23 protein-coding genes are annotated in these 24546 nt (G+C 52.1%); 7 read left to right on the forward strand and 16 right to left on the reverse strand.

Annotated features, from left to right (window positions below):
- Positions 1 to 2: 2 nt before the first annotated feature.
- The 8 genes from MHI43_RS25065 to MHI43_RS25100 all read right to left on the reverse strand — a co-directional run bounded on the left by MHI43_RS25065 (position 3) and on the right by MHI43_RS25100 (position 9882).
- A complete protein-coding gene (locus MHI43_RS25065) occupies positions 3 to 224 on the reverse strand; it encodes a spore coat associated protein CotJA (RefSeq protein WP_015737007.1) in 222 nt (73 codons plus the stop codon).
- A gap of 149 nt (positions 225 to 373) precedes the next feature.
- The gene (ytvI, locus tag MHI43_RS25070; RefSeq protein ID WP_009595724.1) at positions 374 to 1405 is read right to left on the reverse strand and encodes a sporulation integral membrane protein YtvI; all 1032 of its coding nucleotides are present in this window, start codon (positions 1403 to 1405) and stop codon (positions 374 to 376) included.
- A gap of 28 nt (positions 1406 to 1433) precedes the next feature.
- On the reverse strand, positions 1434 to 2765 hold the full coding sequence (locus tag MHI43_RS25075; protein WP_015737008.1) for a hemolysin family protein: 1332 nt from the start codon (positions 2763 to 2765) through the stop codon (positions 1434 to 1436).
- A 25-nt stretch (positions 2766 to 2790) separates the two neighbouring features.
- On the reverse strand, positions 2791 to 3930 hold the full coding sequence (gene yfkAB / locus MHI43_RS25080; protein ID WP_009595820.1) for a radical SAM/CxCxxxxC motif protein YfkAB: 1140 nt from the start codon (positions 3928 to 3930) through the stop codon (positions 2791 to 2793).
- Positions 3931 to 4067: 137 nt separating this feature from the next.
- Complete coding sequence (locus MHI43_RS25085) at positions 4068 to 6329, reverse strand: MMPL family transporter (protein ID WP_036659831.1); 2262 nt, start codon at positions 6327 to 6329, stop codon at positions 4068 to 4070.
- Positions 6330 to 6341: 12 nt separating this feature from the next.
- Positions 6342 to 7445, reverse strand: coding sequence for an HD-GYP domain-containing protein (locus MHI43_RS25090; protein WP_015737010.1), 1104 nt, complete (start codon positions 7443 to 7445; stop codon positions 6342 to 6344).
- A 108-nt stretch (positions 7446 to 7553) separates the two neighbouring features.
- Positions 7554 to 8378, reverse strand: coding sequence for an undecaprenyl-diphosphate phosphatase (locus MHI43_RS25095; RefSeq protein ID WP_036659832.1), 825 nt, complete (start codon positions 8376 to 8378; stop codon positions 7554 to 7556).
- 70 nt (positions 8379 to 8448) lie between these two features.
- Positions 8449 to 9882, reverse strand: a complete 1434-nt coding sequence (locus tag MHI43_RS25100; protein WP_015737012.1) for a bifunctional UDP-sugar hydrolase/5'-nucleotidase — start codon at positions 9880 to 9882, stop codon at positions 8449 to 8451.
- 111 nt (positions 9883 to 9993) lie between these two features.
- Here MHI43_RS25100 and moaD point away from each other — a divergent pair, with 111 nt between their 5' ends.
- A complete protein-coding gene (gene moaD / locus MHI43_RS25105; protein WP_036659833.1) occupies positions 9994 to 10731 on the forward strand; it encodes a molybdopterin converting factor subunit 1 in 738 nt (245 codons plus the stop codon).
- A gap of 88 nt (positions 10732 to 10819) precedes the next feature.
- Positions 10820 to 11866: an HD-GYP domain-containing protein gene (locus MHI43_RS25110; protein WP_009595790.1), complete on the forward strand. Its 1047-nt coding sequence runs from the start codon at positions 10820 to 10822 to the stop codon at positions 11864 to 11866.
- 284 nt (positions 11867 to 12150) lie between these two features.
- On the opposite strand, the gene sufB is transcribed toward MHI43_RS25110, so the two are convergent.
- The 6 genes from sufB to MHI43_RS25140 form a co-directional block, all read right to left on the reverse strand.
- Positions 12151 to 13548, reverse strand: coding sequence for a Fe-S cluster assembly protein SufB (sufB, locus tag MHI43_RS25115; protein ID WP_015737014.1), 1398 nt, complete (start codon positions 13546 to 13548; stop codon positions 12151 to 12153).
- Between the two features lie 33 nt (positions 13549 to 13581).
- Positions 13582 to 14001 carry a Fe-S cluster assembly sulfur transfer protein SufU gene (gene sufU / locus MHI43_RS25120; RefSeq protein ID WP_015737015.1) on the reverse strand — a complete coding sequence of 140 codons (420 nt, stop codon included), beginning with the start codon at positions 13999 to 14001 and terminating at the stop codon, positions 13582 to 13584.
- Positions 13991 to 15211 (reverse strand): cysteine desulfurase, encoded by a 1221-nt coding sequence (locus tag MHI43_RS25125; protein WP_015737016.1) that lies wholly within the window; start codon positions 15209 to 15211, stop codon positions 13991 to 13993. Before MHI43_RS25125 ends, sufU begins: the two co-directional genes overlap by 11 nt.
- Positions 15208 to 16512, reverse strand: a complete 1305-nt coding sequence (sufD, locus tag MHI43_RS25130) for a Fe-S cluster assembly protein SufD (RefSeq protein ID WP_036659837.1) — start codon at positions 16510 to 16512, stop codon at positions 15208 to 15210. Before sufD ends, MHI43_RS25125 begins: the two co-directional genes overlap by 4 nt.
- Positions 16513 to 16534: 22 nt before the next feature.
- Complete coding sequence (gene sufC / locus MHI43_RS25135; protein ID WP_015737018.1) at positions 16535 to 17317, reverse strand: Fe-S cluster assembly ATPase SufC; 783 nt, start codon at positions 17315 to 17317, stop codon at positions 16535 to 16537.
- A gap of 437 nt (positions 17318 to 17754) precedes the next feature.
- Positions 17755 to 18231: a Dps family protein gene (locus MHI43_RS25140; protein WP_009595811.1), complete on the reverse strand. Its 477-nt coding sequence runs from the start codon at positions 18229 to 18231 to the stop codon at positions 17755 to 17757.
- Positions 18232 to 18540: 309 nt separating this feature from the next.
- Between MHI43_RS25140 and mtnK the strand changes: the two genes are divergently transcribed.
- A complete protein-coding gene (gene mtnK / locus MHI43_RS25145; RefSeq protein ID WP_036659839.1) occupies positions 18541 to 19764 on the forward strand; it encodes an S-methyl-5-thioribose kinase in 1224 nt (407 codons plus the stop codon).
- Entirely contained in the window at positions 19761 to 20840 is a 1080-nt protein-coding gene (gene mtnA / locus MHI43_RS25150; RefSeq protein WP_036659840.1) for an S-methyl-5-thioribose-1-phosphate isomerase, read from the forward strand. Before mtnK ends, mtnA begins: the two co-directional genes overlap by 4 nt.
- A 189-nt stretch (positions 20841 to 21029) precedes the next feature.
- On the opposite strand, the gene MHI43_RS25155 is transcribed toward mtnA, so the two are convergent.
- A complete protein-coding gene (locus MHI43_RS25155; protein WP_009595810.1) occupies positions 21030 to 21332 on the reverse strand; it encodes a DUF1805 domain-containing protein in 303 nt (100 codons plus the stop codon).
- A 233-nt stretch (positions 21333 to 21565) separates the two neighbouring features.
- Here MHI43_RS25155 and MHI43_RS25160 point away from each other — a divergent pair, with 233 nt between their 5' ends.
- Positions 21566 to 22105 (forward strand): hypothetical protein, encoded by a 540-nt coding sequence (locus MHI43_RS25160; RefSeq protein ID WP_235201615.1) that lies wholly within the window; start codon positions 21566 to 21568, stop codon positions 22103 to 22105.
- An 82-nt stretch (positions 22106 to 22187) separates the two neighbouring features.
- On the opposite strand, the gene MHI43_RS25165 is transcribed toward MHI43_RS25160, so the two are convergent.
- Positions 22188 to 22565 (reverse strand): DUF423 domain-containing protein, encoded by a 378-nt coding sequence (locus MHI43_RS25165; protein ID WP_009595784.1) that lies wholly within the window; start codon positions 22563 to 22565, stop codon positions 22188 to 22190.
- A 212-nt stretch (positions 22566 to 22777) separates the two neighbouring features.
- Here MHI43_RS25165 and MHI43_RS25170 point away from each other — a divergent pair, with 212 nt between their 5' ends.
- Positions 22778 to 23200 (forward strand): hypothetical protein, encoded by a 423-nt coding sequence (locus tag MHI43_RS25170; protein WP_235201616.1) that lies wholly within the window; start codon positions 22778 to 22780, stop codon positions 23198 to 23200.
- A gap of 165 nt (positions 23201 to 23365) precedes the next feature.
- On the forward strand, positions 23366 to 24526 hold the full coding sequence (gene yhbH / locus MHI43_RS25175; RefSeq protein ID WP_009595852.1) for a sporulation protein YhbH: 1161 nt from the start codon (positions 23366 to 23368) through the stop codon (positions 24524 to 24526).
- Positions 24527 to 24546 lie beyond the last annotated feature (20 nt).

Below are 24546 nucleotides of genomic sequence, written 5' to 3' on the forward strand. Positions count from 1 at the left end.
GATCACTCTCCTTTAAATTTTCGCGAGGTATACGGGCTATACAAGGACGGCCATAACGTTCCGTGTCTCAATGCCTCGGCAGGGCTAAACTGCGGCAGGCCGGGCGGTTGAAACACGACATACTGGTTAACCGGCACCACATACGTTCTGTAGAGCTTGGGCGGGCAAGGATCAAATGGCGAATGAAATACCGGGTATACGCGCACCTCAGGGTTTTCCTTCAAGGGTATTCCTCCTTATCGTTACTATCCGTCGTTATCAAGGGCTCTTCGTATTTAACATATGTCTTCCGCCCAGAAAATGAACTCTAAAATGACAAAAAAACCCTCTTCCCTGGAATATTCCCGGGAAAAGGGTTCGCATCAAGTTGTCCTCAGAATTTGATCTTGATTTGGAACAAGCCCGCTTTACGCATGGCGGAATAGATAATGACGACCAGGGGGCCGATAAAAAATCCGATCACGCCAACCAGCTTAAATCCGACATACATGCTGACCAGGGCCGGTAATGCGCCGATGCCGACGGCATCCCCAATGACCTTCGGCTCCAGCACGCGGCGGATCACCGTAATCAGAATGAACAGGAAAATCAAGCCGATCCCAGTAAAAATATCGCCTACCGCGAGCAGGTAAATGGACCATGGGATCAGTACGGAGCCTACGCCAAGGATCGGCAGGATGTCGACAATCGTGACAAGCAGGGCGATGGCAAGCGGGTAATTGATACCTAATACCAGCAAGCCGAGCAGCGTGATCACGTACGTGAACAAACTGAGGATCAGCTGGGCCCGTAAAAAGCCGAATATCGATTTTTTCAGGCTGAGCAGCACTTCATTCACCTGCGACTGGGAAGACTCGTCGAACAGCGACAAGACCTTTTCGCGCATCGTATCGAGGCTGAACGCAAACAAGTATACCGCCACGCAGAATACGATGAACGTGACAAACAGGTTAGGCAGCGTTTTGGCAAAGGACAGGAAGGTTGAAGATACCGAATTGACCAGCGACTGCACATAGGAAGAAATATTCGACATAAATTCGGTAAGACTGTCGGCAAGGCCCGGCGAAACGCCGTTCAGCATGTCCTGAGCCTGAATGATCGTATGCTGAAGGAATTCATTGGCCCCCGCAAAATATTGCGGAGCCCTGCTCCAGTATTCGACCAGCTGGTTAAACACCTGAAGCCCGATCAGATAAGCCAGAAGCAGCATCAAGAGAAGAAATAGCGTGCTGGTCACGGTTGCGGCCGCAATGCGGTTCAGCCGGAGCCTTTTCATCAAGAGCCGATTTAACGGCTCCAGTGCAATAGCAATCACGATAGCCAACAGGAACGGAGCTCCGACCGTAAACATTCCGTACAGCAACAGGAGCCCCAGACCGATAAAGATCAGCTGCTTAATCGACATAATCCACTTCCTAACAAATAGAGTCTTGCTAGTTCTGGGTGAGGCTGCTTTCCAGCTTCTGATGAATCATGACGCGGGTTACGCGCAACCGGGTAGATTCCTCAACTTCAAAGACCACCCCGTCAAAGGTGGCTCTCTTCCCGACTGCCGGGTTCCCTTCCAGCTCCTTGAACAACCAACCGCCAATGGAATCGACGTCATGCTCATCAATCATCAAGCCGGTCAAATCATTCACTTCTTCGATGAGCATTCGCCCGTCTACCGAAAAGGACTCATCATAGACTTCGATTTCCGGCCGCTCGTCTTCGAACTCATCGTACAGGTCCCCGACAATCTCTTCCAGAATCTTCTCAGCCGTGAGAATGCCGGCGGTCCCTCCGTATTCGTCCACCACGAGCGCAAGCTGCTCATGTCTCGCCTGCATCTTCCGCAGCACCTGGCTGATTTCCATGGATTCCGATACGTCCATAATCGGTCTCACCAAGGATGTCAGATCACGCTGTTTCTCCGGCTCTGCCAGAAGGAGATCCGTAATGTGGACAAATCCGATGATGCGGTCCTTGTTGTCCGTTGCAACCGGGTAACGGGAATGCTTCGTCTCGTTGACGATCCGAAGGTTCTCCTCCAAGGTGAAATTGGTGAACAATACGTCCATATCCGTCCTCGGCAGCATAATTTCCCTGGCTCTCAAATCGGAAAAATCGAACAGGTTGTCCATCAATTTCATCTCGTTCTCGTCGATGACACCGCTCCGTGCGCTCTCGGTCATCAGTATCCGAATCTCTTCTTCGGAGTGGGCTGCCTCGGCCTCGCTTGCGGGCTCGATGCCGACCAGCTTCAGAATACGGTTAGCGGAAGCATTGAGCACCCAGATCACCGGCAGAAAAATGCGGTAAAACCAGAGCAGCGGCGCCGACAGAAGCAGTGCCGTGCCCTCCGTCCGCTGAATAGCCAAAGATTTCGGTGCAAGCTCCCCTAACACAATATGCAAAAAGGTGATAATACAGAAGCCCACCGCGACCGATATCGTGCTGATCAATCGTTCATCCGCAAAGCCGATGCTGTGCATGATGGGAGCTACCAGCAATTCGGAAATGGCGGGCTCCCCGATCCAGCCGAGTCCCAGGGAAGTCAGGGTAATCCCGAGTTGGGTGGCGGATAAATAAGCATCCAGCTTTTGGTTTACTTTCAGCGCAATGCCGGCAAGCCGGTTCCCTTCGCTAACGAGCTGGGTCAACCGGGATTGGCGCATTTTCACGAGTGAAAATTCGGCGGCTACAAACACGCCGTTCAACAAAACGAGCAGGAAAACCAAGAGTAAATTCAAAATCAGTTTCCCGACCTCAAATTCCTCTGCCATGATGACACGCCTTCTTTCTAGGGTTCTAGTTTGTCTTTGCTTTTCTCGACTTGAAATCCACACCCCGATAGTACATGTCGGCTACCAACAGGTTCGGGCCGCAGCAGCTCACTGCATCGCAGTGGCAGTTGACCGTTTGATTCAACGGATGCCCTGTAGACCATGCGTCAAAAATATCGTCCAGCTTCTGTTCCTTAATATTACCAAAAGCCGGGATATCAGCAAAATCCGTTACGTACACGTCGCCCGAGAATAAATTCACATTCACCCGGTTACGGCCATCCGGATCGTTCCGAACCGTTACGTTCGGTTCTTGCCGCAAGCGGCGAATGATCTCCTGGTCATGATCGTCCGAGCTGCAGGCATAGAACGGCAGCGTTCCGAACAGCATCCACATGTCCCTGTCTCGGACATCCAGCAAATGATGGATGGCGGCTTTCGTATCGGCCAAAGACAAGACGGGCAGCGCGGATGCAAAGTTCGAAGCATACATGGGGTGAACCTCGTGCCGCTTGCAGCCCATGTCCTTGATCAGCTTATGAATGCCGCCCAGTTTCGTATGCGTTCTGTAGTTAATCATGGATTCGGCGGATATGTACATGCCGGCCGCGCTCAGCTTCTCGGAATTGACCAGCATCGTGTCGTACATCTTGTATGCCGTTTCCTTGGAGACAGGGCGAGCGCTATTCGCAAATCCGACCTCATAAAAGTCGTCCCCGTTCAAGTAATTGAACGAAATATGCATAACGTCCAGATAGGGCAGCATCTTCTCGTACCTGCCGATATCCAGCGTCAGATTGGAGTTGATCTGAGTCCGGATTCCCCGTTCCTTGGCGTACTTGAGCAGGGGAACAATCACGTTATCCACCGTTTTGCCCAAAAACGCCGGTTCACCGCCCGTCAAGCTGATCGTCTGCAGATGCTCTACCTCATCCAGCCGCTTCAGCATCGTATCCAGGGGCAGCATCGGGGCTTCCTTCATGACGAGCATATCACCGACAGCGCAATGCTCGCAGCGCATATTGCACAGATGCGTCACTGTCATTTCCACGCTGGTCAGCACGTGGCGGCCATGCTCGCGCAGGGAAGTTATCGGATCCCACGGATCATAACTCGGCGAAATAGGCCTTACGGCTGATGGAAACGGCTGTGCTGTATTACTCATGGTTCACTCACCTTATTTCTTTGAATTACCGATTCAGTCAGTACAACTTGCTTGGATGTACTCTACGGTTTTGATCATGTCCATTATATGATTATAACATACCCAAACAGAAGGCTTCTGCTTGGTTCGGCTGGAAATCATCCGGCTTCCCCCCGTTTGTCTGAACGTTCCTTGGAAGCAAGCTTAGATGTTGGGAACATCCATGCGGGACTCCACCAATTCGCTCTGCCCAGCATCTTCATGAATGCAGGCACAAGCAGCACCCGAATCACGGTCGCGTCCAGCAAAATGGCTGCTGTCAGGCCTAAACCAATCGCTTTCATCACTTCATTGTCCGTAAATACGAAGGCACCCACAACGACGGCCAGAATCAGAGCCGCGCTGGTAATCAGGCCGCCCGTACTCTCCAAGCCCTCGGCCGTGCTGAATTCGTTATCCCCCGTCCGTTCATAGTTCTCCATGATCCGCGAGAGCATCATGACTTCATAGTCCATCGATATGCCGAACACCACGCAGAATATCAGGACCGGCAAGAGCGCGAAGATGGACCCTGTAGAGGAAACGCCCAGCCACTCCGCACCAATGCCCTCCTGAAATACCCACACCACGATACCGAGTCCGGCGCCCAGGCTGAGCATGTTCATGACGCTGGCCTTTAAGGGGAGCACGATCGACCGGAATGCGAAGAGGAGGATGATATAAGTCACCGCAAATACAAATACCAGGACGTAGGAAATGTTCTGCTGGATGGCTTCCATGATGTCCAGTTTATACGCGGGGCTGCCGGTGACATAGGTCTTCAGCTCATTCGTATCCATGGTCCGCAGCGCTTGGACAAGCTGCATCGTGAGTGCATGGGATTCCTCATGCTCCGGAGTCACGGCAACGGCAGCCATATTTCCTCTGACAAAACGATGCTGCTCCAGCTGCTGGCGGATCTCTTGGCGGGACAGAACGTTTGATACTTCCTCCACCGAACCCCTGCCAACGCTCAGATAACTCTCTACCCGCTTCACGCCTGGCATGAGCCTGATTTCATCCGTGTACGCCTTCATCAGCTCGATGCTGTGCGGATCCGCATAGGAGGACGGAAGCTCTACCGCCACAACGATCGAATTCAATTCGCGTTCGTCATAAGCCTGCGTAAGCAGGTCGTGGCCATAACGGGATTCATAGGCGGGGGGCAGCACTTCGGCAGCGGGGATGGCAATGCTCATGTTTCGGACCGGATAGATCGCCACCAGCAGCAAACCGATCGCTGCTACAGAGATGGTCACGGGATGGGCCATAACAAAACCGGAGATCCTTCTCCACATGCCCGAGGTCTGCCGGCCCCGAAGCGCCCGGAGTTTGGCCGGAAAGAGAGGGAGCGCATCGATGCGGGGGCCCAGCATCCCCAATAAAGCCGGAAGAAGCGTGTTGCCGGCCAGCACCGAGAACAGCACGACGGTAATGCCGCCTATGCTGAAAGAACGGAAGATCGGCAGGTCGATGAAACTCATCGCCACAAAACCGATCAACACGGCAGCACCCGAGAACATCACTGCTTTGCCGGCGGTTGCGCAAGTGATAGCCAGCGCGGATCCCACATCCCCGCTCCGTGTCCGCAATTCTTCTTTGAAGCGGCTAACGATCAGCAAGGCATAATCAATGCCTACGGCCAGCCCCAGCATCGTGACGACATTCGGAAGAAAATTGCTGATCGAGCCGTCGGCCAAAGCGACAAAATACAGAATGCCCATCGTGACCACCACGCTGACAATTCCGGAAATTAAAGGAAGAAGCGCGGCAGTCAATGTGCCGAATACGACCGCCAGGATGAGCAAGGCTGCAGGAATGCCTATCATTTCCGCATGGATAATATCGCTCTTAACGGCTTGATTCATATCGGCGAAGATGGCGGTATTTCCCGTTATGTACGTATCCGCTCCCGTGATGCCCGGAACCGAGTCTCTGATCTCTTCAAACTGCTGCAGGGCTTTCGAGGAATCCAGATCCAGCAGCACCGTCACGGATACGATATGATCCTGGCCTGCCTTATGAGCTGCGATATTCATATACATATCCCTGACATATGGGCGGTCACGCAAAGGCGCAAGCTCCGTCAGTATCCGCCTCTGCGCCGTCCCTGCCGTCAGGTTCTCATCGTGTCGACTGACAACGACGATATCCAGCGAGGCTGCCGACAATCCCAGACCCTCCTCCAGCTTCTCGATTCCGATCTGGGCCGGGCTATCCTTCGGCGTAAACCCGTTATGCTGCAATATGGACGGCAGCTTGAACGCAAACGGAAGCAGCACGCAAAACAAAATAAGCCAGGTTACAACAATGGCTTTACGGTAGCGGTAAATCAGTCGCCCCCATGTATGCAGCAATGTTGCATGGCCGTTACGTCTCACGAGTCAACCTCCTTATGCTCCAGTTTGATCTATGGTGCTCTGTCCGATGCCGGCGATCATAACGGCCAGCGTCTCGGATAAATCCACTTCGTAAGGCGCGGATAACGGAGTGCCCTCGGCATCCGTCAATACGCGGACAACGGGTCGATGCGGCACATGCGCGTGGATCCTGGATACCACTCCATTCTCGCCCGTATGCAATTTCACGGTGATCCCGGGAGGATATATCGCTACCCGATCCCGAAACATGGCCAGGAATGATTGTTCATACAGCGTTCCCGATCCGGCGTACATGACCTCCACCGCTTCGTGCGGCAGCAATGCAGGCTTGTACACCCGCTGCGTGGTCATCGCGTCGTAGGAATCCGTAATCGCGATCCATTTGGCGTATTCATGGATGTCAGTTCCCTTCAAAGCCCGGGGATAACCGCTGCCATCCAGGCGCTCATGATGTGACAGGGCGCAATGCGCCGATAACAGCGGAATGTTGGGCTCGTCCTTCAATATTTTGAAGCCGATCTCGGTGTGCTTCTGGACCTCGCGAAATTCCTCCTCGCTAAGCCGTCCTGGATGGTTCAGCAGCTTCTGGCTTATCCGCGTTTTGCCGATATCGTGCAGCAGGGCCCCCAGGCCGAGCACCCTCAGCTCTTCCCGGTTATACCCGTAAGACACGCCAAGAACCGTCGAGTATACGCATACGTTCAGAGAATGACGGTACAGGTTGTAATCGTTCGTATTCATATCGGTCAGCAGCACCATGCCCTCATCATGCTCCGAAATTTCATCCATAATGGACTCCATCATCCCGGAGAACGTTTTGCCCAAATGAAGGAAGCTGCCTTTCAGAGCAGCCTGGCTCTCCAGGTTCTTGAAGCTGGTCCGAATCGATTGGATCGCCTGCAGCCGCGTCTCTTCGGTCAACAGCTCCGGAACCACGATATCCTCCGTCATCGGATCCTCGATGTATACATACCCGAGTTCCAGCGTGCCCAGACGGCGGATCAGCCCGGCTGTCAGTTCCACGCCCTCGGCAAGCAGGATTAAACCGTCACTATTGTATATTTTCTTACCAAGAACCATGCCCGGCCTCAACGCGTTGATAGGTATAAGACGCAAAATCCGTCACTTCCTCTGCTATTCTGAAACTTGTGTGGGATATAGCGTCTAGTCTTCAGTGGATCACGATACGAAGAAGCCGGATCTCCTTCTTGTGTCTACTCCTGCTTAATGCATGATGAACAGCCAAAAAACGGCGGCGAGACCAAAACGGTAGATCGCAAAATGAGTAAGCCTTATCTTCTGTATGAGTTTCATGAAGGCCAAGACGACAAAATAAGCGACAACAAACGAAACGATAAAACCGGCTAGAAATACGCCGATCGTATCTAAAGTAAAATATCGGTAAGAATCCAGCAATTCATATCCCGATGCGGCACACATGATGGGAATTGCGATAATAAACGAGAAATCGGCCGATGCCTTATAACTCACACCGCTAAGCATGCCCCCGGAGATCGTGGACCCCGAACGGGAAAAGCCCGGCCATAAGACGGATATGATCTGGTAGATCCCAATCAGAAAGGCCTGCTTATATGTCAAATCATCAATATCATGCGAGGTCACTTGGACTTTATGCTTATTGTACCATTCCGCAAAAATCATAAAAATGCCGCCGGCAACGAGCGCAAACAGCACCGTCTGCGCATGGAACAGGCTTTTGATGAAATCCCTCGCAAAAAACGCAACCAGCAGGGCCGGAGCAATCCCCAAAAATATATGCATCAGGTTCAATCGCCTCCGAGGCACTTTCCGGGTCAACGGCTCGCTTCGGCTCCACCCGAGCAGATTCAAAATCCGATTCCAATAAACAATCGCGATCGCCAAAATGGCTCCCAGCTGAATGACAACCTCAAACGTCTTCATGATCGGTGTTTGGTCATCGTAACCAAGCACTTTGGCCGTCAAAATCATGTGGCCCGTGGAAGACACCGGAATGAATTCGGTTAGTCCTTCCACGATCCCCAGTATGATGGATGTGATAAAATCCATGTCCTACCCCTCCCCTTACCTTTGTCCTCCTCATATGTATGCTCGGCCAAAGGAAGTTAGTCGGGGGTTGTCAGGATATCCAGCGTGAAATCATGGACGCTTCAAGCGATCCGGGACGCGAAAGCTCGCTCCGCAGCAGGTCTCGAATAAACTCGGGCAGCATATAAACCGTATCCGTTCCAAGCGCCAGGGTCTCGTATCCGATTTTAAAAGTAAACATGTCGAGCGTTCCCACATGATATTCCCGCTGCCATTCCAGCGGTTGTCCCTTGAAGGAGATTTGCGTGATCTTCCGGTAAGGCTCTCCATCCTTGTCATATCGGATCTTTAATCCATCGACGGCCAGGCCCCCTAACAGATACCCGCGGAAGCCAAAGCCCATGATCTTCTTCCCGCTAAACTCCGGAAGCAGACTCTCTTCAAGCGCCTGATAGATGTGTTCTCCCCGCAATTTCACGACACAGGGATTAATCGGTGACGGGCACAAACCATGCAGCATCCCGGTACTGATTTCGCCCTCCGGCAGCGGTCCTAGCAGCTGCCCGGAATTGACGATCGCAATTTCGGCACCCGTGTGCTGCAGCACGGCCTGAGCCAACAGGTTCGCAAACGGCGATTCCTCCTCATAATGGATCGGCAGGCTGCGGTCGATTACGGCCACGGCTTCGGTTAACTTCTCCTTGGCCAGCTCATGATGTTTCAGGATGGCCTGCTCCACGATGGGCTCCATCAAGCTTTTATCCACAGGCAGCAAGGTTCCCTCTACGCAGGTAAACCGTTCACCAACGTCATTCCGCTCCATAACGAGGCGACCTACGTATTGTCCGAATTTGCCCGCGCCGCATACGGCTGTCTTCCCGATCATTAGCGGCTCCTCAAGGATGTGATGGGTATGGCCGCCAAGTATGACATCAATGCCTTCTACATGTTCTGCTAATCTTTTATCAATCGTTAGTCCTAAATGGGATAAAACGATAACGATATCACACTGGCCCTGAAGCGCTCGAACCTGTTCGGCGATGGCCTCCACCGGGTCTCCTGCTTCCCAGCCTAACAATTGATAAAATCCTGCAAAAGCTGCCGTCGCGCCGGTGAGCCCGATCGAAATGCCATCCCGCTCCAGGATCACATGCCGTTTCATCCATGAAGGAGGACTGCCGCTCTCCGTCTCCCTGATGTTGCAGCAAACGACGGGGCACTGCAGTCCGGCATATACATGCTCCAGAACATCATACGAAATGGTCAGGCCTTCGTTATTGCCGATCGTAATCGCGTCGTATCCTGTCAAATTAATGACATCCACATTCGCTTGCCCCATCGAGCCTTCGGTTTCCACCGATGCGCGATCCATATGGTCTCCGATATCCAGCACGATCGACTTATCGCCGGCAGCCGTCTTTTCCCGGGAAATAAGTGCCGCCACATTGCTCATCATCTCGAAATGGCTGTGTATATCGTTGGTATATAATATGGTCAGCTTTTGTTTATTGCTTTTAAGCCCCATCTGGCGGCCCCCTCCCAAGTTACTTTTACGATAATTTCCGGTCTTACAAGCATAACATTTTAGCGAAGAATATGGTATATTGTAGCCCATAAGAATTACGAGGTGATCAAAATGTCGACAACCATTTCCATACTGCTATTCGCCGGATTAGCCGATCGCATCGGCACGGCTTCACTTGCATTCAGCGTACCCGCCCTCCCTCTTACGACCGGGGATTTGAAGCTGCTTCTTAGCGAAGCTTTTCCCGATGCCCAATCCCAGATTGCCACGGCCTTCGTTGCGGTCAATCAAGAATATGCGCTGCCGGATCAGCTTATTCAGAGCGGGGACGAGGTGGCTCTGATTCCGCCTGTGTCCGGCGGGGACGGAACCAACCTGCAGGACACAGGCTCCAGTTCCTCGTCAGACGGAACGTGCACCATCACCTGCCACCGGCTGTCCGTGGAAGAAACCATCGCCAAAGTGCATGATGATAACCATGGCGCAACGCTTTCCTTTGTAGGCACGACGCGGGAGATAACCGGTCAGATGCGAACGGTAACGCTGGAGTATGAAGCTTACATTCCGATGGCCCTGAAAGAAATGCAGCAAATCTGCATGGACATCCACGGCCGATGGCCCGGCACGAAATGCGCGATTTCCCACCGTATCGGTACGGTCGGAATCGGGGAAACGAGCGTCGTTATCGCCGTATCTTCACCGCATCGGGAAACATGTTACGAAGCAAGCCGATATGCCATCGAGCAATTGAAGCGATCCGTTCCGATCTGGAAGAAGGAGATATGGGACGATGGTTCGGAGTGGAAAGGGGCGCAGTCCGGACCCTGGGACCCAATAGCTAGGCAATAAGTCGCGATTATATCATTGTAAAACCATAATTTTCTTGCTAAGATAGTTTTGATCTTTTTACTTATATTAGGGCAAGAGGTGCAATGATTTGAGAGTACATGTCACGGACCTGAAACCCGGTGATCAAATACAGCAGGATGCTTACAACACTAACGGCGTTCATGTTCTGCAAAAAGGAGCTTTGCTACGTTCAGAGGATATATCCAAGCTATTGCAGCACGGCATCGATTACATAGAAATACAGCCGCGCGCGCTGTCCGTATCCCTCGATCCGTTATCTGAAATTTCGGACTCGTTCAACAAGGTTAAACCTCACTTTAACCTTGCGTTTGACGGATGCTCCGCCTTATTTACGGAAGCATCCCAATCCGGAAAGTTCAATGAATCCGTTGTAGACGATGTTTTCCAGCCACTGGTCGGCTCGCTGAACGAGCATACGGATGTGGTATCCCTGCTTCTGCTGTTTAATGGAACAGACGATTATACCTACAGGCATTCCATTCAAGTAGGGATGCTATCCTACTACATCGCGGATTGGATGGGATACTCCGGCAAGGAAGCCTATGAAATCGGCAAGGCAGGCTATCTCCATGATATCGGCAAGAGTAAGATTTCAAGGGATATCCTGGACAAGCCCGGCAAGCTGACCCCCGAGGAATTCGAGGAAGTGAAGCTGCACACCATCTATGGTTACGAGATGATCGCCGAATCCATGGATGACAAGGTGACCGCCATGGTCGCGCTTCAGCACCATGAACGGGATGACCGTTCGGGCTATCCGCGAGCGCTCCATGCAGACCAGATTCATCCGTACTCTCATATTTGCGCGGTAGCCGATGTCTACAGCGCCATGACAACGAACCGGGTCTATCAGTCCAAGCAGCAGCTGCTAACCGTTCTGCGCGAGCTGTACAGTCTCAGCTTCGGGAAGCTGAATGGCAAGCCGACGCACGCTTTCATTCAGCAAATGCTGCCGAATTTCATCGGCAAAAAGGTTCTGCTGACGACGGGCGAATCCGGCATCATCGTCATGAACCATCCTTCGGATTACTTCCGTCCGCTTGTAAAGACCGATGATCGTTTCATCGACCTCTCCAAGGAATATCATACCGAGATTCAAGAGATTCTGTTGTGACCTGTGTTCCTAAAGATAATCCGGAAGCTGCTAAATCGCTTGCTTCCCTGCTTGAATAACCAGTATTACCGTCAGCCTTGAGGCTGGCGTTTTTAGCGTCTGCCTTGTGACGTTTTTCACTCTTATTGGATTTTGGCAAAATCGAAGACGCGTCCAACCGGCCTGTGCAATCTATAAATGTCCTCGTCCACGCCTCGGTGACATACCTTAAACGTTCAAGCACAAAAAAAGAGCGAATCACCCATCTCTGAGTGATTCGCTCCTGTCTTCATATGATGAACTATTTAGCCGATGGAACCTTCCATCTCGAACTTGATCAGGCGGTTCATTTCAACGGCATACTCCATCGGAAGTTCTTTGGTGAACGGCTCGATGAAGCCCATAACGATCATCTGCGTAGCTTCGTCTTCCGTAAGTCCGCGGCTCATGAGGTAGAACAATTGATCCTCGGATACCTTGGAGACGGTCGCCTCATGCTCCAGCGTAATGTTATCGTTCTTGATTTCGTTGTACGGAATCGTATCGGATGTCGACTCATTATCGAGAATGAGCGTATCGCACTTAATGTTCGCTTTCGCGCCTTCCGCATTGCGGCCGAACGAGGCGAGACCGCGGTATGTTACTTTACCGCCATGCTTACTGATCGATTTCGATACGATCGTGGACGTCGTATCCGGCGCCAGGTGGAGCATTTTCGCCCCAGCGTCCTGATGCTGGCCTTTGCCCGCAACCGCGATGGAAAGCACCATCCCTTTGGCACCGCGTCCTTTCAGGACGACAGCAGGGTATTTCATCGTCAGCTTGGAGCCGATGTTACCATCCACCCATTCCATCGTTGCGTTCTCTTCCGCAACCGCGCGCTTCGTTACGAGGTTGTAGATGTTCGGTGCCCAGTTCTGAATCGTCGTGTAGCGAACACGCGCGTTCTTTTTGCAGATGATCTCTACCACGGCGCTGTGAAGCGAGTTCGTGCTGTAGATCGGAGCCGTACAGCCTTCAACGTAATGCACGAAGCTGTCCTCGTCGGCAATGATCAGCGTGCGTTCGAACTGACCCATGTTCTCGGAGTTGATCCGGAAGTAGGCTTGCAGCGGAATTTCGCACTGTACGCCTTTCGGCACATAGATGAAGCTTCCGCCGGACCATACCGCACTGTTCAAAGCCGCGAATTTGTTATCCGTCGGAGGTACGACCGTTGCAAAGTACTCTTTCAAAATCTCCGGATGCTCTCTAAGAGCCGTGTCGGTATCCATGAAGATAACGCCTTGATCCTCTAGATCCTTTTGCATATTGTGGTAGACCACTTCGGATTCGTACTGTGCGGATACGCCCGCCAGGAACTTCTGCTCTGCTTCCGGAATACCCAACTTATCGAAGGTTTCCTTGATCTCGGCCGGTACTTCCTCCCACGTCTTGCCTTGCTTCTCGGAAGGTCTTACATAATACTGGATATCGTTGAAATCCAGCTCGTCGAGATCGCCGCCCCAACGAGGCATCGGCATTTTCTCGAACTGCTCCAGAGCCTTCAAACGGAATTCCAGCATCCATTCCGGCTCGTTCTTGATTTTGGATATTTCCGTAACGACTTCACGCGTCAAACCTTTACCGGTTTGGAAAATAGCCTTGTGCTCGTCACGGAAACCATATTTATACTCTTCCATTTCTGGCGCTTTTTTAGCCATTTAACTTACCTCCCTATCGATCTGTTTATTCGCTTACTTCGCGTCAATTCCTTTTCGGAGTGCGTTCCACGCAAGTGTTGCGCATTTAATGCGTGCAGGAAACTTGTTAACACCGGATAGGGCTTCAATATCCTCGTACTCGTCAAAATCCACTTCATCGCCTTTCATAAGGGAAGAAAAGCGGTCCGCCAAACTGATGGCTTCGTCCAGCGTTCTTCCTTTTACGGCGTCCGTCATCATCGAAGCGGAAGACATGCTGATGGAGCAGCCTTCCCCCGTATATTTGGCATCGGCAACCACGCCGTTCTCTACCTTAAGCTGCAAGGAAATGCGATCTCCGCAAGTCGGATTGTTCAAATCGATGGTTACCGCATCTTCTTCAAACTTGCCGCGATTGCGGGGGTTCTTATAATGATCCATGATGACACGTCTGTACAAATCGTCAAGTTGCATCGCCAAAATACTCCTTTGTCTGGATTAAGGCGCTAACTAATCGATCAACGTCCTCTTCTGTATTATACAGATAAAAGCTCGCGCGTGCCGTGGAAGATACTTTTAACCAACGCATAAGCGGTTGACAGCAATGATGTCCTGCACGAATCGCAATCCCCTGGGCATCCAGAACGGTTGCCACGTCATGCGGATGAACGTCTCCAAGATTGAATGTGATAAGGCCCACTTTACGCTTACGGGGACCGTAAATGGAGATGCCTTCGATCTCGGAGATCCGGTCCATGGCGTAGTTCGCAAGCTGAGCCTCATGCCGTTCGATGGCGTCCATTCCGATTTCCTCCAGGAAATCGATCGCGGCGCCAAGTCCGACAGCTCCTGCAATGATGGGCGTGCCGCCCTCAAACTTCCAAGGGAGCTCCTTCCAGTTCGATTCGTACAACCCGACGTCATTGATCATCTCTCCGCCGAATTCGATCGGCTCCATTGATTCCAGCAGCGCCTTCTTGCCGTATAATGCGCCGATACCTGTTGGAGCACACATCTTGTGTCCGGACAAAGCGTAGAAATCGCAGTCCAAGTCCTGAACGTCCACTTTCATGTGCGGCGTGCTTTGTGCCCCGTCCACCACGATAACGGCACCGTGCCGATGCGCGATTTCCGCGATTTGTTTAACGGGATGCACGACGCCCATGACGTTGGACACGTATGCGATGGCTACGACTTTGGTCCGTTCGGTCACCAGTGCCTCTACATCTTCGACACGGATCGTGCCGTCAGGCTGCAAAGGAATATATTTCAGCGTAGCGCCGACGGCGATGGCCGCCTGCTGCCACGGAATGAGATTGCTGTGATGCTCCATTTCCGTCAGGACGATTTCATCTCCAGGACCGCAAACGGAGCGTGCGTAGGATGAAGCCACCAGATTCAGGGCCGTCGTCGTTCCGCGGGTGAATATAATCTGCTCCGAACTCTCGGCATTTATGAAACGGGCAACCTTCTCCCTGGCTCCTTCATAAGCATCGGTAGCACGGCTGCCGAGCGTATGAACTCCGCGGTGCACATTGGAGTTCTCCCATTCGTAGTACCGCTTGACGGCATCTATGACCACCTGCGGCTTTTGCGATGTCGCGGCATTGTCGAGATATACCAGCGGATGTCCGTTGATCTCCTGGTGAAGAATGGGAAATTGCTCACGGACGGAGGCGATCATTGTCCCAGCTTCCTTTCAACGAGCCCCTGCAGCTGGTCGCGAAGTCCCTCGAGCGGAATTTCGCTGACAACCGGAGCCAAGAAGCCGTAAATAATCAGGGATTCTGCAACGGAACGGGAGATGCCGCGGGACATCAGGTAGTAAATTTGCTCCCGGTTCACTTGTCCTACGGACGCTGCGTGACCGGCCGTTACGTCGTCCTCGTCGATCAACAGAATCGGGTTCGCGTCGCCGCGGGCTTTCGGGCTGAGCATCAGAACGCGTTCGGTCTGCTGTCCGTCCGCCTTCGTTGCACCCTTCTCGATCTTGGTAATGCCGTTGATGATGGCTTGTGCTTCTTCGCGCATGACCGCACGGGTGATCATCTGGGATGCGGAGCTCTTGCCGAAATGCTTCGCTTGCGTGGTGTAGTTGATCTTCTGGGATCCGGAACCTACCGCAATGATTTTTGCATCGGATGTCGAGCCGTTGCCCTTCAGAATGCTCATGGTGTCGCTGGCTGTATCGCCATCGTTCATCTCGCCGACGATCCACTCGATCGAAGCGTCGTTGTCAAGCACCGCGCGGCGGAATGTGACATCCGTTGCTTCTCCGGCCAATTGGTGAACGGATGCGTAACGCACCTTCGCGCCGTTCTTAGCAAACACTTCCACCACGCCGTTATGGGTTACCGCCGCAGCCAGGGAATCCGATACGTAGTTGTCTACATAAGTAATCTGACTGTTCGCTTCGGCTACGACCAGCACATGCGGAGCAAACGTGGCTTCAGCATCGTCGGTCAGCATGACCGCTTGCAGCGGAACATCGACCTCCACATTCTTGGGAACGTAGAGGAATACTCCGCCGTTCCATACGGCAGCATGCAGAGCGGCCATGGCGTGCTCATCGCTCTTAAGCGCTTGGTGCAGATAAGGTTTAACCAAATCCGCGTGTTCTTTAACCGCTGTTTCCAAATCGGTGAAAATCACGCCTTTGGCTGCGAGTTCCGGTGCCAGGCTTGCATATACGGTTCCGGAATTGCGTTGAATAACCAAACCGCCTTCTCTCGAGCCTTCGACAAGTTTGGCCACATGCTCAGGCAATTCGTCAAGGGAAGCGAGTTTATTGCTCTCTTTATATTCACCGTAGCTGTGGATGTTCCAACGCTCGATGCGTTGTTTCTCCAGCTTGGGCAGTTCCAACTGGCCGGCCAGTTCCAGGGCTGCCAGACGGCTGTCTGTAAGCCAGGCCGGCTCCTGTTTACTTTCGGACAATGCCTTCAGAGCCTCAGCGTTGACCGGAAGAATGGTTTGTGTAGTCATATCGTTTCCTCCTCCCGTCTATTTACGCGTCTTGACCTACAGTTTCATCGGTAATGCCCAGCTCTTCCTTGATCCAGTCGTAACCTTCCGCTTCCAGACGCTCAGCCAGCTCAGGGCCGCCGGATTTCACGATGCGCCCTTGCATCATAACGTGAACGTAATCTGGCGTGATATAGTTAAGCAAACGCTGGTAGTGGGTAATGATCAAGAAACCGCGCTCTTCGGACTTCATGGCATTTACGCCGTTCGCCACGATTCTCAAAGCATCGATATCCAGACCGGAGTCGATTTCGTCAAGCACGACGATTTTCGGATCCAGCATCATCATTTGCAGGATTTCATTACGCTTCTTCTCACCGCCGGAGAAGCCTTCGTTCAGGTAACGGTGAGCAAACTCGGGATTCATCTCGAGCTCTTTCATTTTGCCTTCCATTTGACGAATGAACTTGATCAGGGAAATCTCGTTGCCTTCGCCGCGGCGTGCATTGATGGAGCTGCGCAGGAAATCGGAGTTCGTCACGCCGGCGATTTCGCTCGGATATTGCATGGCCAGGAACAGACCTGCGCGTGCGCGCTCGTCTACTTCCATCTCCAGCACGTCTTCATCGTCGAGGAATACTTTACCTTCGGTTACTTCATATTTAGGATGACCCATCAACGCGGAAGCCAACGTACTTTTACCCGTTCCGTTTGGTCCCATGATGGCATGAACTTCTCCGCCCTTCATCTCAAGGTTGATCCCCTTCAGGATCTCCTTGCCTTCGATTGTTGCTTTCAATCCTTCAATGACAAACTTGGTTGACATATTAGATTCCCTCCGTTGAATAGGTAGTGTATTTGTTGTCCCATATGATAACAGGATTGTACGCCCTGATTTCATAAAATAAAAAGTGATTCTTTATTTATAATCATTCTAAACTGATTATCAATGATTCTCAAGCCATTTTATAATAAAAAATGACGTATTTCAACCGGACAAGCCTTTTGGAGACAACATTCGGACAACTGTAACCATTAAAAACAGGCTTGGCCGATTAACCGGCCAAGCCTGTTTCATTCTGCCCTTTTCATCCGCCGTATATGCTGAGGCTCCCCGTGTCGGTCACGGCATCTAGGCAACGGCGTCAACCGCGCGTCGTCAGACGGTGTCGGGGGCACCAAGAGCTATAAGGACTCGTTAACGAGTCTCAGCTGCAGCGAATATACGGAATGAATCGGGAATCATTCTATTGGAATCACGCTTTATCCAAGGTAAGAACGCAGCATCCACATATGCTTCTCGAGATCGGCCTTGAACCCGGTGAACATGTCCGCTGTCGGCGCATCTCCGGCTTCCTCGGCCATTTCGATGCCTTCCGCCAATTCCTCGGATACGGTAGCAAAGTCCTCGACCAAGGCCTGTACCATGCCGCGGGTATCCTCGTTGCCGGAGGCCTCCTGAACGGTCGCAAGCTCCAGATATTCTTTCATCGTGGCAGCCGGCTTGCCTTTGATCGAAAGCAGGCGCTCCGCAACCTCATCCATTTTAAGCGTGATTTCGTCATACAGCTCTTCGAATTTAACATGAAGGGAGTAGAACTGCTCTCCGGTTACATACCAGTGATAGTTGTGAAGTTTGACATAGAGCACGTTGAAGTTCGCAACCTGCTGATTGAGCAATTGCTCCAGACTTGCGTTTTTCGTTTTTCCTGCAGCTTTGCCAGATGTAGTTTTTGCCATGGTTTATCCCTTCCTTTTCTATATGAAATGCACCCTGTACTGCGTCAAAGGAATATTCGGCAGATCGGTGTATCCCCATTGTAACTGGAACCATCTGCTAATGCTATTCCTTCATTAATATATGAGTACATCCTGTGCTTGGGCGTCTATTTGTAGTTTACCCTCAGGACTGCGAAGCGAATCAGGTTCGGCTAACCTTGAGGCTTGCCAAAAAATTATACAAAATTCGCGAAAAAACGTTATACTAGGTAATACCAAGCAAAAAAGTTGGCTTTGTTTTTCTTCTATTATATTTGGGGGTGACCATCCATGTCTGCATATCATCCGCTGAACGCGGACGAAGCGATACAATTAGCTAAAAGTATACCGGGCCGGTTCCCGGACCATGCCGAACTCGAATGCCGCGAAATCGGCGACGGCAATCTCAATCTGGTGTTTCATGTCACCGCCAAAAATACGGCTGATAGTATCATTATCAAGCAAGCTGTTCCTTATGCAAAAGTCGTAGGCGAATCCTGGCCGCTGTCTCTCGACCGCGCGCGCATCGAGCGTCTCGCCCTGGAGACGGAGTACTCCCTGTGCCCTGACCTCGTTCCGAAAGTATACGGCTATTCGGATGAGCTCGCCTACACCGTGATGGAAGACTTGAGCGAGTATACCATCATGCGCAAAGGCCTTATCGAAGGCATCGCCTATCCGAAGTTCGCGGAGCATATCGGCCGGTTTTTGGCCAGAACCCTGTTCTATACGTCGGATCTGGGGATGAACCAGCAGAAGAAGAAGGAACTTGCCGGCCGTTTTGTCAATCCGGATCTATGCAAAATTACCGAAGACTTAATCTTTGAGGATCCATACCGCGAATCCGCCAACAACAACTATGAACAGAGCATTGCCGATGAAGCGGAAGCCCTTCGCGCCGACCTGCCGCTTCACTTCGAAGTCGCGCTGCTGCGCCATAAGTTCCTGACCCATGCGCAAGCTCTGCTCCATGGGGACCTGCATACGGGCAGTATCTTCGTCACGCCGGAATCCACCAAGGTGATCGACCCGGAATTCGCTTATTTCGGCCCGATGGGATTCGATATCGGCGCGGTGATCGGCAACCTGCTGCTCAACTATGCGGCCCAGCCGGGCTGGAGCAAGGACGAGCAGACGCTGGCCGCCCGGGAAGCCCGACTCCTCGAGATGGCAAGCAGCGTTTGGACCCAATTCGAGAACAACTTCCGCACGCTGTGGAACGAAAATCTCTTGGACGAGATGTCCCGCACGCCAGGCTATCAGGACCATTATGTGTCGCAGATTTTGAAGGATGCCGCAGGATTCGCCGGCTGCAAAATGATTCGGCGCATCGTCGGATTGTCCCATGTTGCGGACATCGACACCATAGCGGACGATAAGGCCAGAGAGACCGCACAGCGCAAAGCGCTCGCCATCGGCAAAAATCTCGTGCGCCATCACCGCAGCATCAAGTCCTTCGAGGACATACTGACCTTGATCACGCAAGCATCCAAAGGAAATGAGGTATCGATATGAGCGGTATGACTACCGGCAATGCCAGCACCTATGAACCGCTAAGCTCGGTTTACTGGGGAGGAGACCATCTGGTCCTTCTGGATCAGCGCTTGCTCCCGGAAGAGATCGTCTATCTTAAGCTCTATACGCCAGAAGAAGTCTGGGAAGGGATTCACTCCATGAAAGTCCGCGGCGCACCGGCGATCGGCATCGCGGCAGCATTCGGCGCCGTTCTCGGCGGAATGCAGGTGGAAACCGATGGTCGCGAGGAATGGCTTCAGCAAGTCGCAAAGACCTGCGCTTATCTCGCAACGTCCAGACCGACGGCCGTCAATCTGTTCTGGGCGCTGGACCGCATCAAGCTTGCAGCCGAGAAGCTGGCGGCTTCGGATCTCGACACGGCCGGTCTGAACGCGGCGCTGCTCGCCGAAGCCGAGGCCATCCGGGCCGAGGACGAGGATGTATGCCGCCGCATCGGCGAGAACGCGCTGCCGTTCTTCCGGGACGGCATGGGCGTCCTCACCCACTGCAATGCGGGGGGATTGGCGACCGCCAAATACGGGACCGCCCTGGCGCCAATGTATCTGGCCCATGAGCAGGGCCTGAACATCAAGGTGTTCGCGGATGAGACGAGACCCGTTCTGCAAGGTGCCCGCCTAACCGCTTTTGAACTCCAGCAGGCCGGCATCGACGTCACGCTGCTGGCAGACAACATGGCCGCTATGGTCATGTCCAAAGGTTGGATACAAGCGGTTATCGTCGGTACGGATCGCGTAGCCGCAAACGGCGATGTCGCCAACAAAATCGGTACGTATGGGGTCGCGGTTCTGGCGAAAGCCCATGGCATACCTTTTTATGTGGCGTGCCCGTTGTCCACGATCGATCTGAATACGAAGACGGGTGCCGATATTCCGATCGAGGAGCGGCCGGCGGAAGAAATCACGGAAGGTTTCGGCAAGCGCACCGCTCCGCAAGGCGTTAAAGTGTACAACCCTGCCTTCGACATTACGCCGAACGAATACGTGACGGCGATCATAACGGAAAAAGGCGTCGTGCAAGCACCTTACGAAGAGAGCTTGAAAAGCTTGTTCGAGTAAGTCGCTGCAAGATTTCACGCCATCAACGAACAAACGGACAAAAGGCCCCCGCCGATTGTCCGTTTGTTCTCTTTGATGGCGTTTCGGCGCATTTTTTCCCTGTGAAGCTGAGCAAAAGCATCGCTTATCTCATTAAAAAAAGAGCGATCCGCACCGGAATCACTCTTGTACCGCTTAAGCCTGCTGGGCTCAGATCATCCGCAGGATCGCATCCTTGCCGGCGAGGCCGGGATGAATGCCCCACTTCTCCGCCTCCAAGGTTACCGATTCCAGCGGTGCCTCCAGCAGCTGCTCCAATGTGCGAACCCCAACGGCTCTCCCGGCAATAATCTTGCGGTCTGCAAGCTGTTCGTTCAGAAGGCCCACATCGAGGGCACCGCACATAATATAACCGCGGGAAGTGTATACAGCCAGCAGCGTAGTTTTCGGAAGTTTGACCTCGACGCCCATAACGGTATGTCCTTCAATCTCGATCGGCAGTAAAGTCACCAATATAAACAATCCTCCCCTCACATCGGCTTAGAATTATATTTATTCTCTTTGAACCGACATGGTGCGAATGTCTCTGATATTGCGCAAGGGCGCCTTATGTTTATGGTGCGAACGTCTCTCGATTTAATAGAATAAAAATGAAATATCCGTGACATTAGGACTATGAAAATTCGAAAATTATGGTATATTTGATTCAGAAGAAAACCTGTGAAAGCTGGTGAATGATAAAAGCTATGAACACAATTCCTGTCACCGATGATAACGGCTTTTTATTCAACGTTGATATTCTGGTCAAGAGTCCCTCCAACGCACTGGCTTTGCAATATTTGCTGGAAATGCTGAACGACAAGGCCGAAGTCGTCGATTTCCGGATTAAGTCCGGAATGGAACTTGGAGAAATTATCAACACCTTGGTCCAAGCCAAGAAAGATTCCGTTATTAGCAATGCCTCCCGGAAGATGGCTTCTTCCACGACTCAGCATGAGAAACCTGCTCCGCCTGCGATATCCTCGCCGGAAAAAAAGATCGCTGCAAGCGCACCTCCTGTCCAAACTCCACTCGCCGGAAATGATCCCTTTGAATGGATTAAAGTATACAGTAAGGACAATCGCCTTGTTCGCCTGACAACCAACCGCCATGGTAAGCAGACAAGTCTCCCCTGCCGCATACTCAACTATGACGAAAGCAATTTCCTGGTCAACGTCTATCATGTCGATGAGAAGCAGGTATATACCTTCAAACTCAATGAAATCGACGAGTTCAGCGTGAGCTGAGTCGGCAGCATACCATAGGTATGTAAAAACGGCATCGCCGCCCTTTATCAGGGATCGGTGAAGCCGTTCTTTTTTTTGAGTACTAGTTTTTACGGGACAGCGCCGAGGACATCAGGATCAGCCAGCCTGCGATAAAGGATACGCCGCCGATCGGCGTAATCGCCCCTAGCCATTTGATGCCGGATATACTTAACACGTAGAGACTGCCGGAAAAAATAACGGTTCCCGCGATGAATAAAGCCCCCGCCCAAAACAGCTTCCGGGATTCGCCCAGCACCTTGGCCACAATCCCCGTAATCAGGACCGCCAGTCCGTGTATCATATGATAGTGGACGCCCGTCTCATAGGTGGCAAGCTCGTCCGGCGTAATGATATCCTCCAGCATATGGGCGCCGAATGCTCCAATGGCGACGGACAATGCCATCAGGATCGAGCCCCATGCGATGAAAGCACGACTCATGTTTTTTTCAACCCCTTTTTGTCAGCGGACACCCGTGTCCATATGTAATCATGTTAAGTTTAACGGATTCGCGTACGCTTTTCCACCGGCGTGTAAGCGCTTTGGACTTGATTTCAGGGCCATTTTGTGAAAGATTAATAAGGATGTCTTTTATTTGGAAACCCTGCATGGACCCATTAAGAATGAATCTCAAGTTAGGAGCGATTATGTACATGGATCAACGATCACCTTCCTCCCCATCCGAGGGGCAAGATTCGCCCAAGCGACCTAAAACCACCTTCATTCCTCCCGAGGACAGAAAGAACTCCCGCTTCGGCATTGCATCATTCATTCTGTCGATCGTGACGCTGCTTGGTTATATTCTGCTCGGCGCGCTCGGCACCACGATGATTGAACCTTACATGACGGAAAACGGGCCGATCCTGGAGCCGACTCAGGAAACGCTTGAAGCGATGACCACGCTGGCGGCCGTTTTCATTCTCGTGATGATCATCAATATCGTAGGCCTGGCGCTTGGCATTGTCGGCTGCTTCTCTAAAACACGCAAGCGTGCCGTCGCCGTCATTGCCACCATCGTGAACGGCGTAGTCATCGTCACCATCGGCGCCCTTTTCCTATTCGTATTAAGCGCATAAGGATTACGTACCAGGACACTTGCCTGATCCATTTCAGGTTAAGTGTCTTTTTCATGGCAAACACGGATTCACACTCACATATCGCTCTTTCTCCCGAATATAATGAGATACTACAGCCGAAAAGACGGCAACCGTGTCAAGGCTACACTTGGGAGGTGACTGTCCATGCAAAATGAAGACGCTCTGTCGTTTGTCGTATCCCGTGAAGACTGGTCGCTGCACCGCAAAGGCTATCAGGATCAGGTACGTCACCAGCATAAAATCCGCGAAGTGATCAAACGCAACCTGCCCGACCTTATTACTGAGGAAAACATTATTTTGTCCGACGGAAAGCAGATCATTAAAGTTCCGATCCGAAGCCTTGACGAATACCGTTTCATCTACAATTACCAGAAGCAAAAGCATGTCGGTCAAGGCGACGGTGACAGTCAGGTTGGGGACGTCCTTGGACGCGACCCTTCAGCGGCCCAGCCCGGAAAAGGAGAATCGGCCGGTGACCAGGCGGGACAGGATATTGTGGAAACCGAGGTCAGCCTGGAAGAGCTGGAGAATATGCTGTTTGAGGAGCTGGAGCTCCCGCTGCTGCAGCCCAAGGATAAAGAGCAGATCGAGACGGAGTCCATCGTGTTCAACGACATCCGTAAAAAAGGCATCATGTCCAACATCGATAAGAAACGCACCATCCTGGAGAATCTGCGCCGCAATGCGAGGGACGGCAAGCCCGGCATCCACGGCATCAGTCCGGACGACCTGCGCTACAAAACCTGGGACGACACCGTCATACCGGAATCCAATGCGGTCATCATCGCCATGATGGACACTTCCGGTTCCATGGGTTCCTTCGAGAAATACTGCGCGCGCAGCTTTTTCTTCTGGATGACCCGTTTCCTCCGCAAGCAGTACGAGAAGGTGGAAATCGTGTTTATCGCCCACCATACCGAAGCGAAGGAAGTAACCGAAGAGGAGTTCTTCACGCGCGGCGAAAGCGGCGGTACGATATGTTCATCCGCGTATCAGAAGGCGCTGGATATCATTCATCACCGGTATCCTCCTTCCAAATACAACATCTATCCCTTCCATTTCTCGGACGGCGATAATCTCACATCCGATAATGAACGCTGCGTCAAACTCATCGGGGAGCTGCTGAAGGTGAGCAACATGTTCGGTTACGGCGAGGTCAATCAATACAATCGCAGCAGCACGCTGATGTCGGCGTATAAAAATATCAAGCTGGACCAATTCATGTACCATGTCATAAAAGACAAAGGGGAAGTGTACGAGGCGCTCAAGACCTTTTTTCGGAAACGGCAAGGAGCCGCTACCTGATTCTAAAGTCGATAAGTGAA

Origin of the sequence: Paenibacillus sp. FSL H8-0457 (genome assembly GCF_038051935.1) — a bacterium.
Lineage (GTDB): Bacteria > Bacillota > Bacilli > Paenibacillales > Paenibacillaceae > Paenibacillus_AQ > Paenibacillus_AQ lautus_A.

Coding starts and splice junctions, on each gene's coding strand:
- ytvI (WP_009595724.1), bottom strand. CDS start 1,405: ATGTCGATTAAGCAGCTGATCTTTATCGGTCTGGGGCTCCTGTTGCTG.
- MHI43_RS25075 (WP_015737008.1), bottom strand. CDS start 2,765: ATGGCAGAGGAATTTGAGGTCGGGAAACTGATTTTGAATTTACTCTTG.
- yfkAB (WP_009595820.1), bottom strand. CDS start 3,930: ATGAGTAATACAGCACAGCCGTTTCCATCAGCCGTAAGGCCTATTTCG.
- MHI43_RS25095 (WP_036659832.1), bottom strand. CDS start 8,378: ATGGATTTTATCACATCCATCATACTGGGGATCGTGGAAGGACTAACC.
- MHI43_RS25100 (WP_015737012.1), bottom strand. CDS start 9,882: ATGGGGCTTAAAAGCAATAAACAAAAGCTGACCATATTATATACCAAC.
- moaD (WP_036659833.1), top strand. CDS start 9,994: ATGTCGACAACCATTTCCATACTGCTATTCGCCGGATTAGCCGATCGC.
- sufB (WP_015737014.1), bottom strand. CDS start 13,548: ATGGCTAAAAAAGCGCCAGAAATGGAAGAGTATAAATATGGTTTCCGT.
- sufU (WP_015737015.1), bottom strand. CDS start 14,001: ATGCAACTTGACGATTTGTACAGACGTGTCATCATGGATCATTATAAG.
- MHI43_RS25125 (WP_015737016.1), bottom strand. CDS start 15,211: ATGATCGCCTCCGTCCGTGAGCAATTTCCCATTCTTCACCAGGAGATC.
- sufD (WP_036659837.1), bottom strand. CDS start 16,512: ATGACTACACAAACCATTCTTCCGGTCAACGCTGAGGCTCTGAAGGCA.
- sufC (WP_015737018.1), bottom strand. CDS start 17,317: ATGTCAACCAAGTTTGTCATTGAAGGATTGAAAGCAACAATCGAAGGC.
- MHI43_RS25140 (WP_009595811.1), bottom strand. CDS start 18,231: ATGGCAAAAACTACATCTGGCAAAGCTGCAGGAAAAACGAAAAACGCA.
- mtnK (WP_036659839.1), top strand. CDS start 18,541: ATGTCTGCATATCATCCGCTGAACGCGGACGAAGCGATACAATTAGCT.
- mtnA (WP_036659840.1), top strand. CDS start 19,761: ATGAGCGGTATGACTACCGGCAATGCCAGCACCTATGAACCGCTAAGC.
- MHI43_RS25160 (WP_235201615.1), top strand. CDS start 21,566: ATGAACACAATTCCTGTCACCGATGATAACGGCTTTTTATTCAACGTT.
- MHI43_RS25165 (WP_009595784.1), bottom strand. CDS start 22,565: ATGAGTCGTGCTTTCATCGCATGGGGCTCGATCCTGATGGCATTGTCC.
- MHI43_RS25170 (WP_235201616.1), top strand. CDS start 22,778: ATGGATCAACGATCACCTTCCTCCCCATCCGAGGGGCAAGATTCGCCC.
- yhbH (WP_009595852.1), top strand. CDS start 23,366: ATGCAAAATGAAGACGCTCTGTCGTTTGTCGTATCCCGTGAAGACTGG.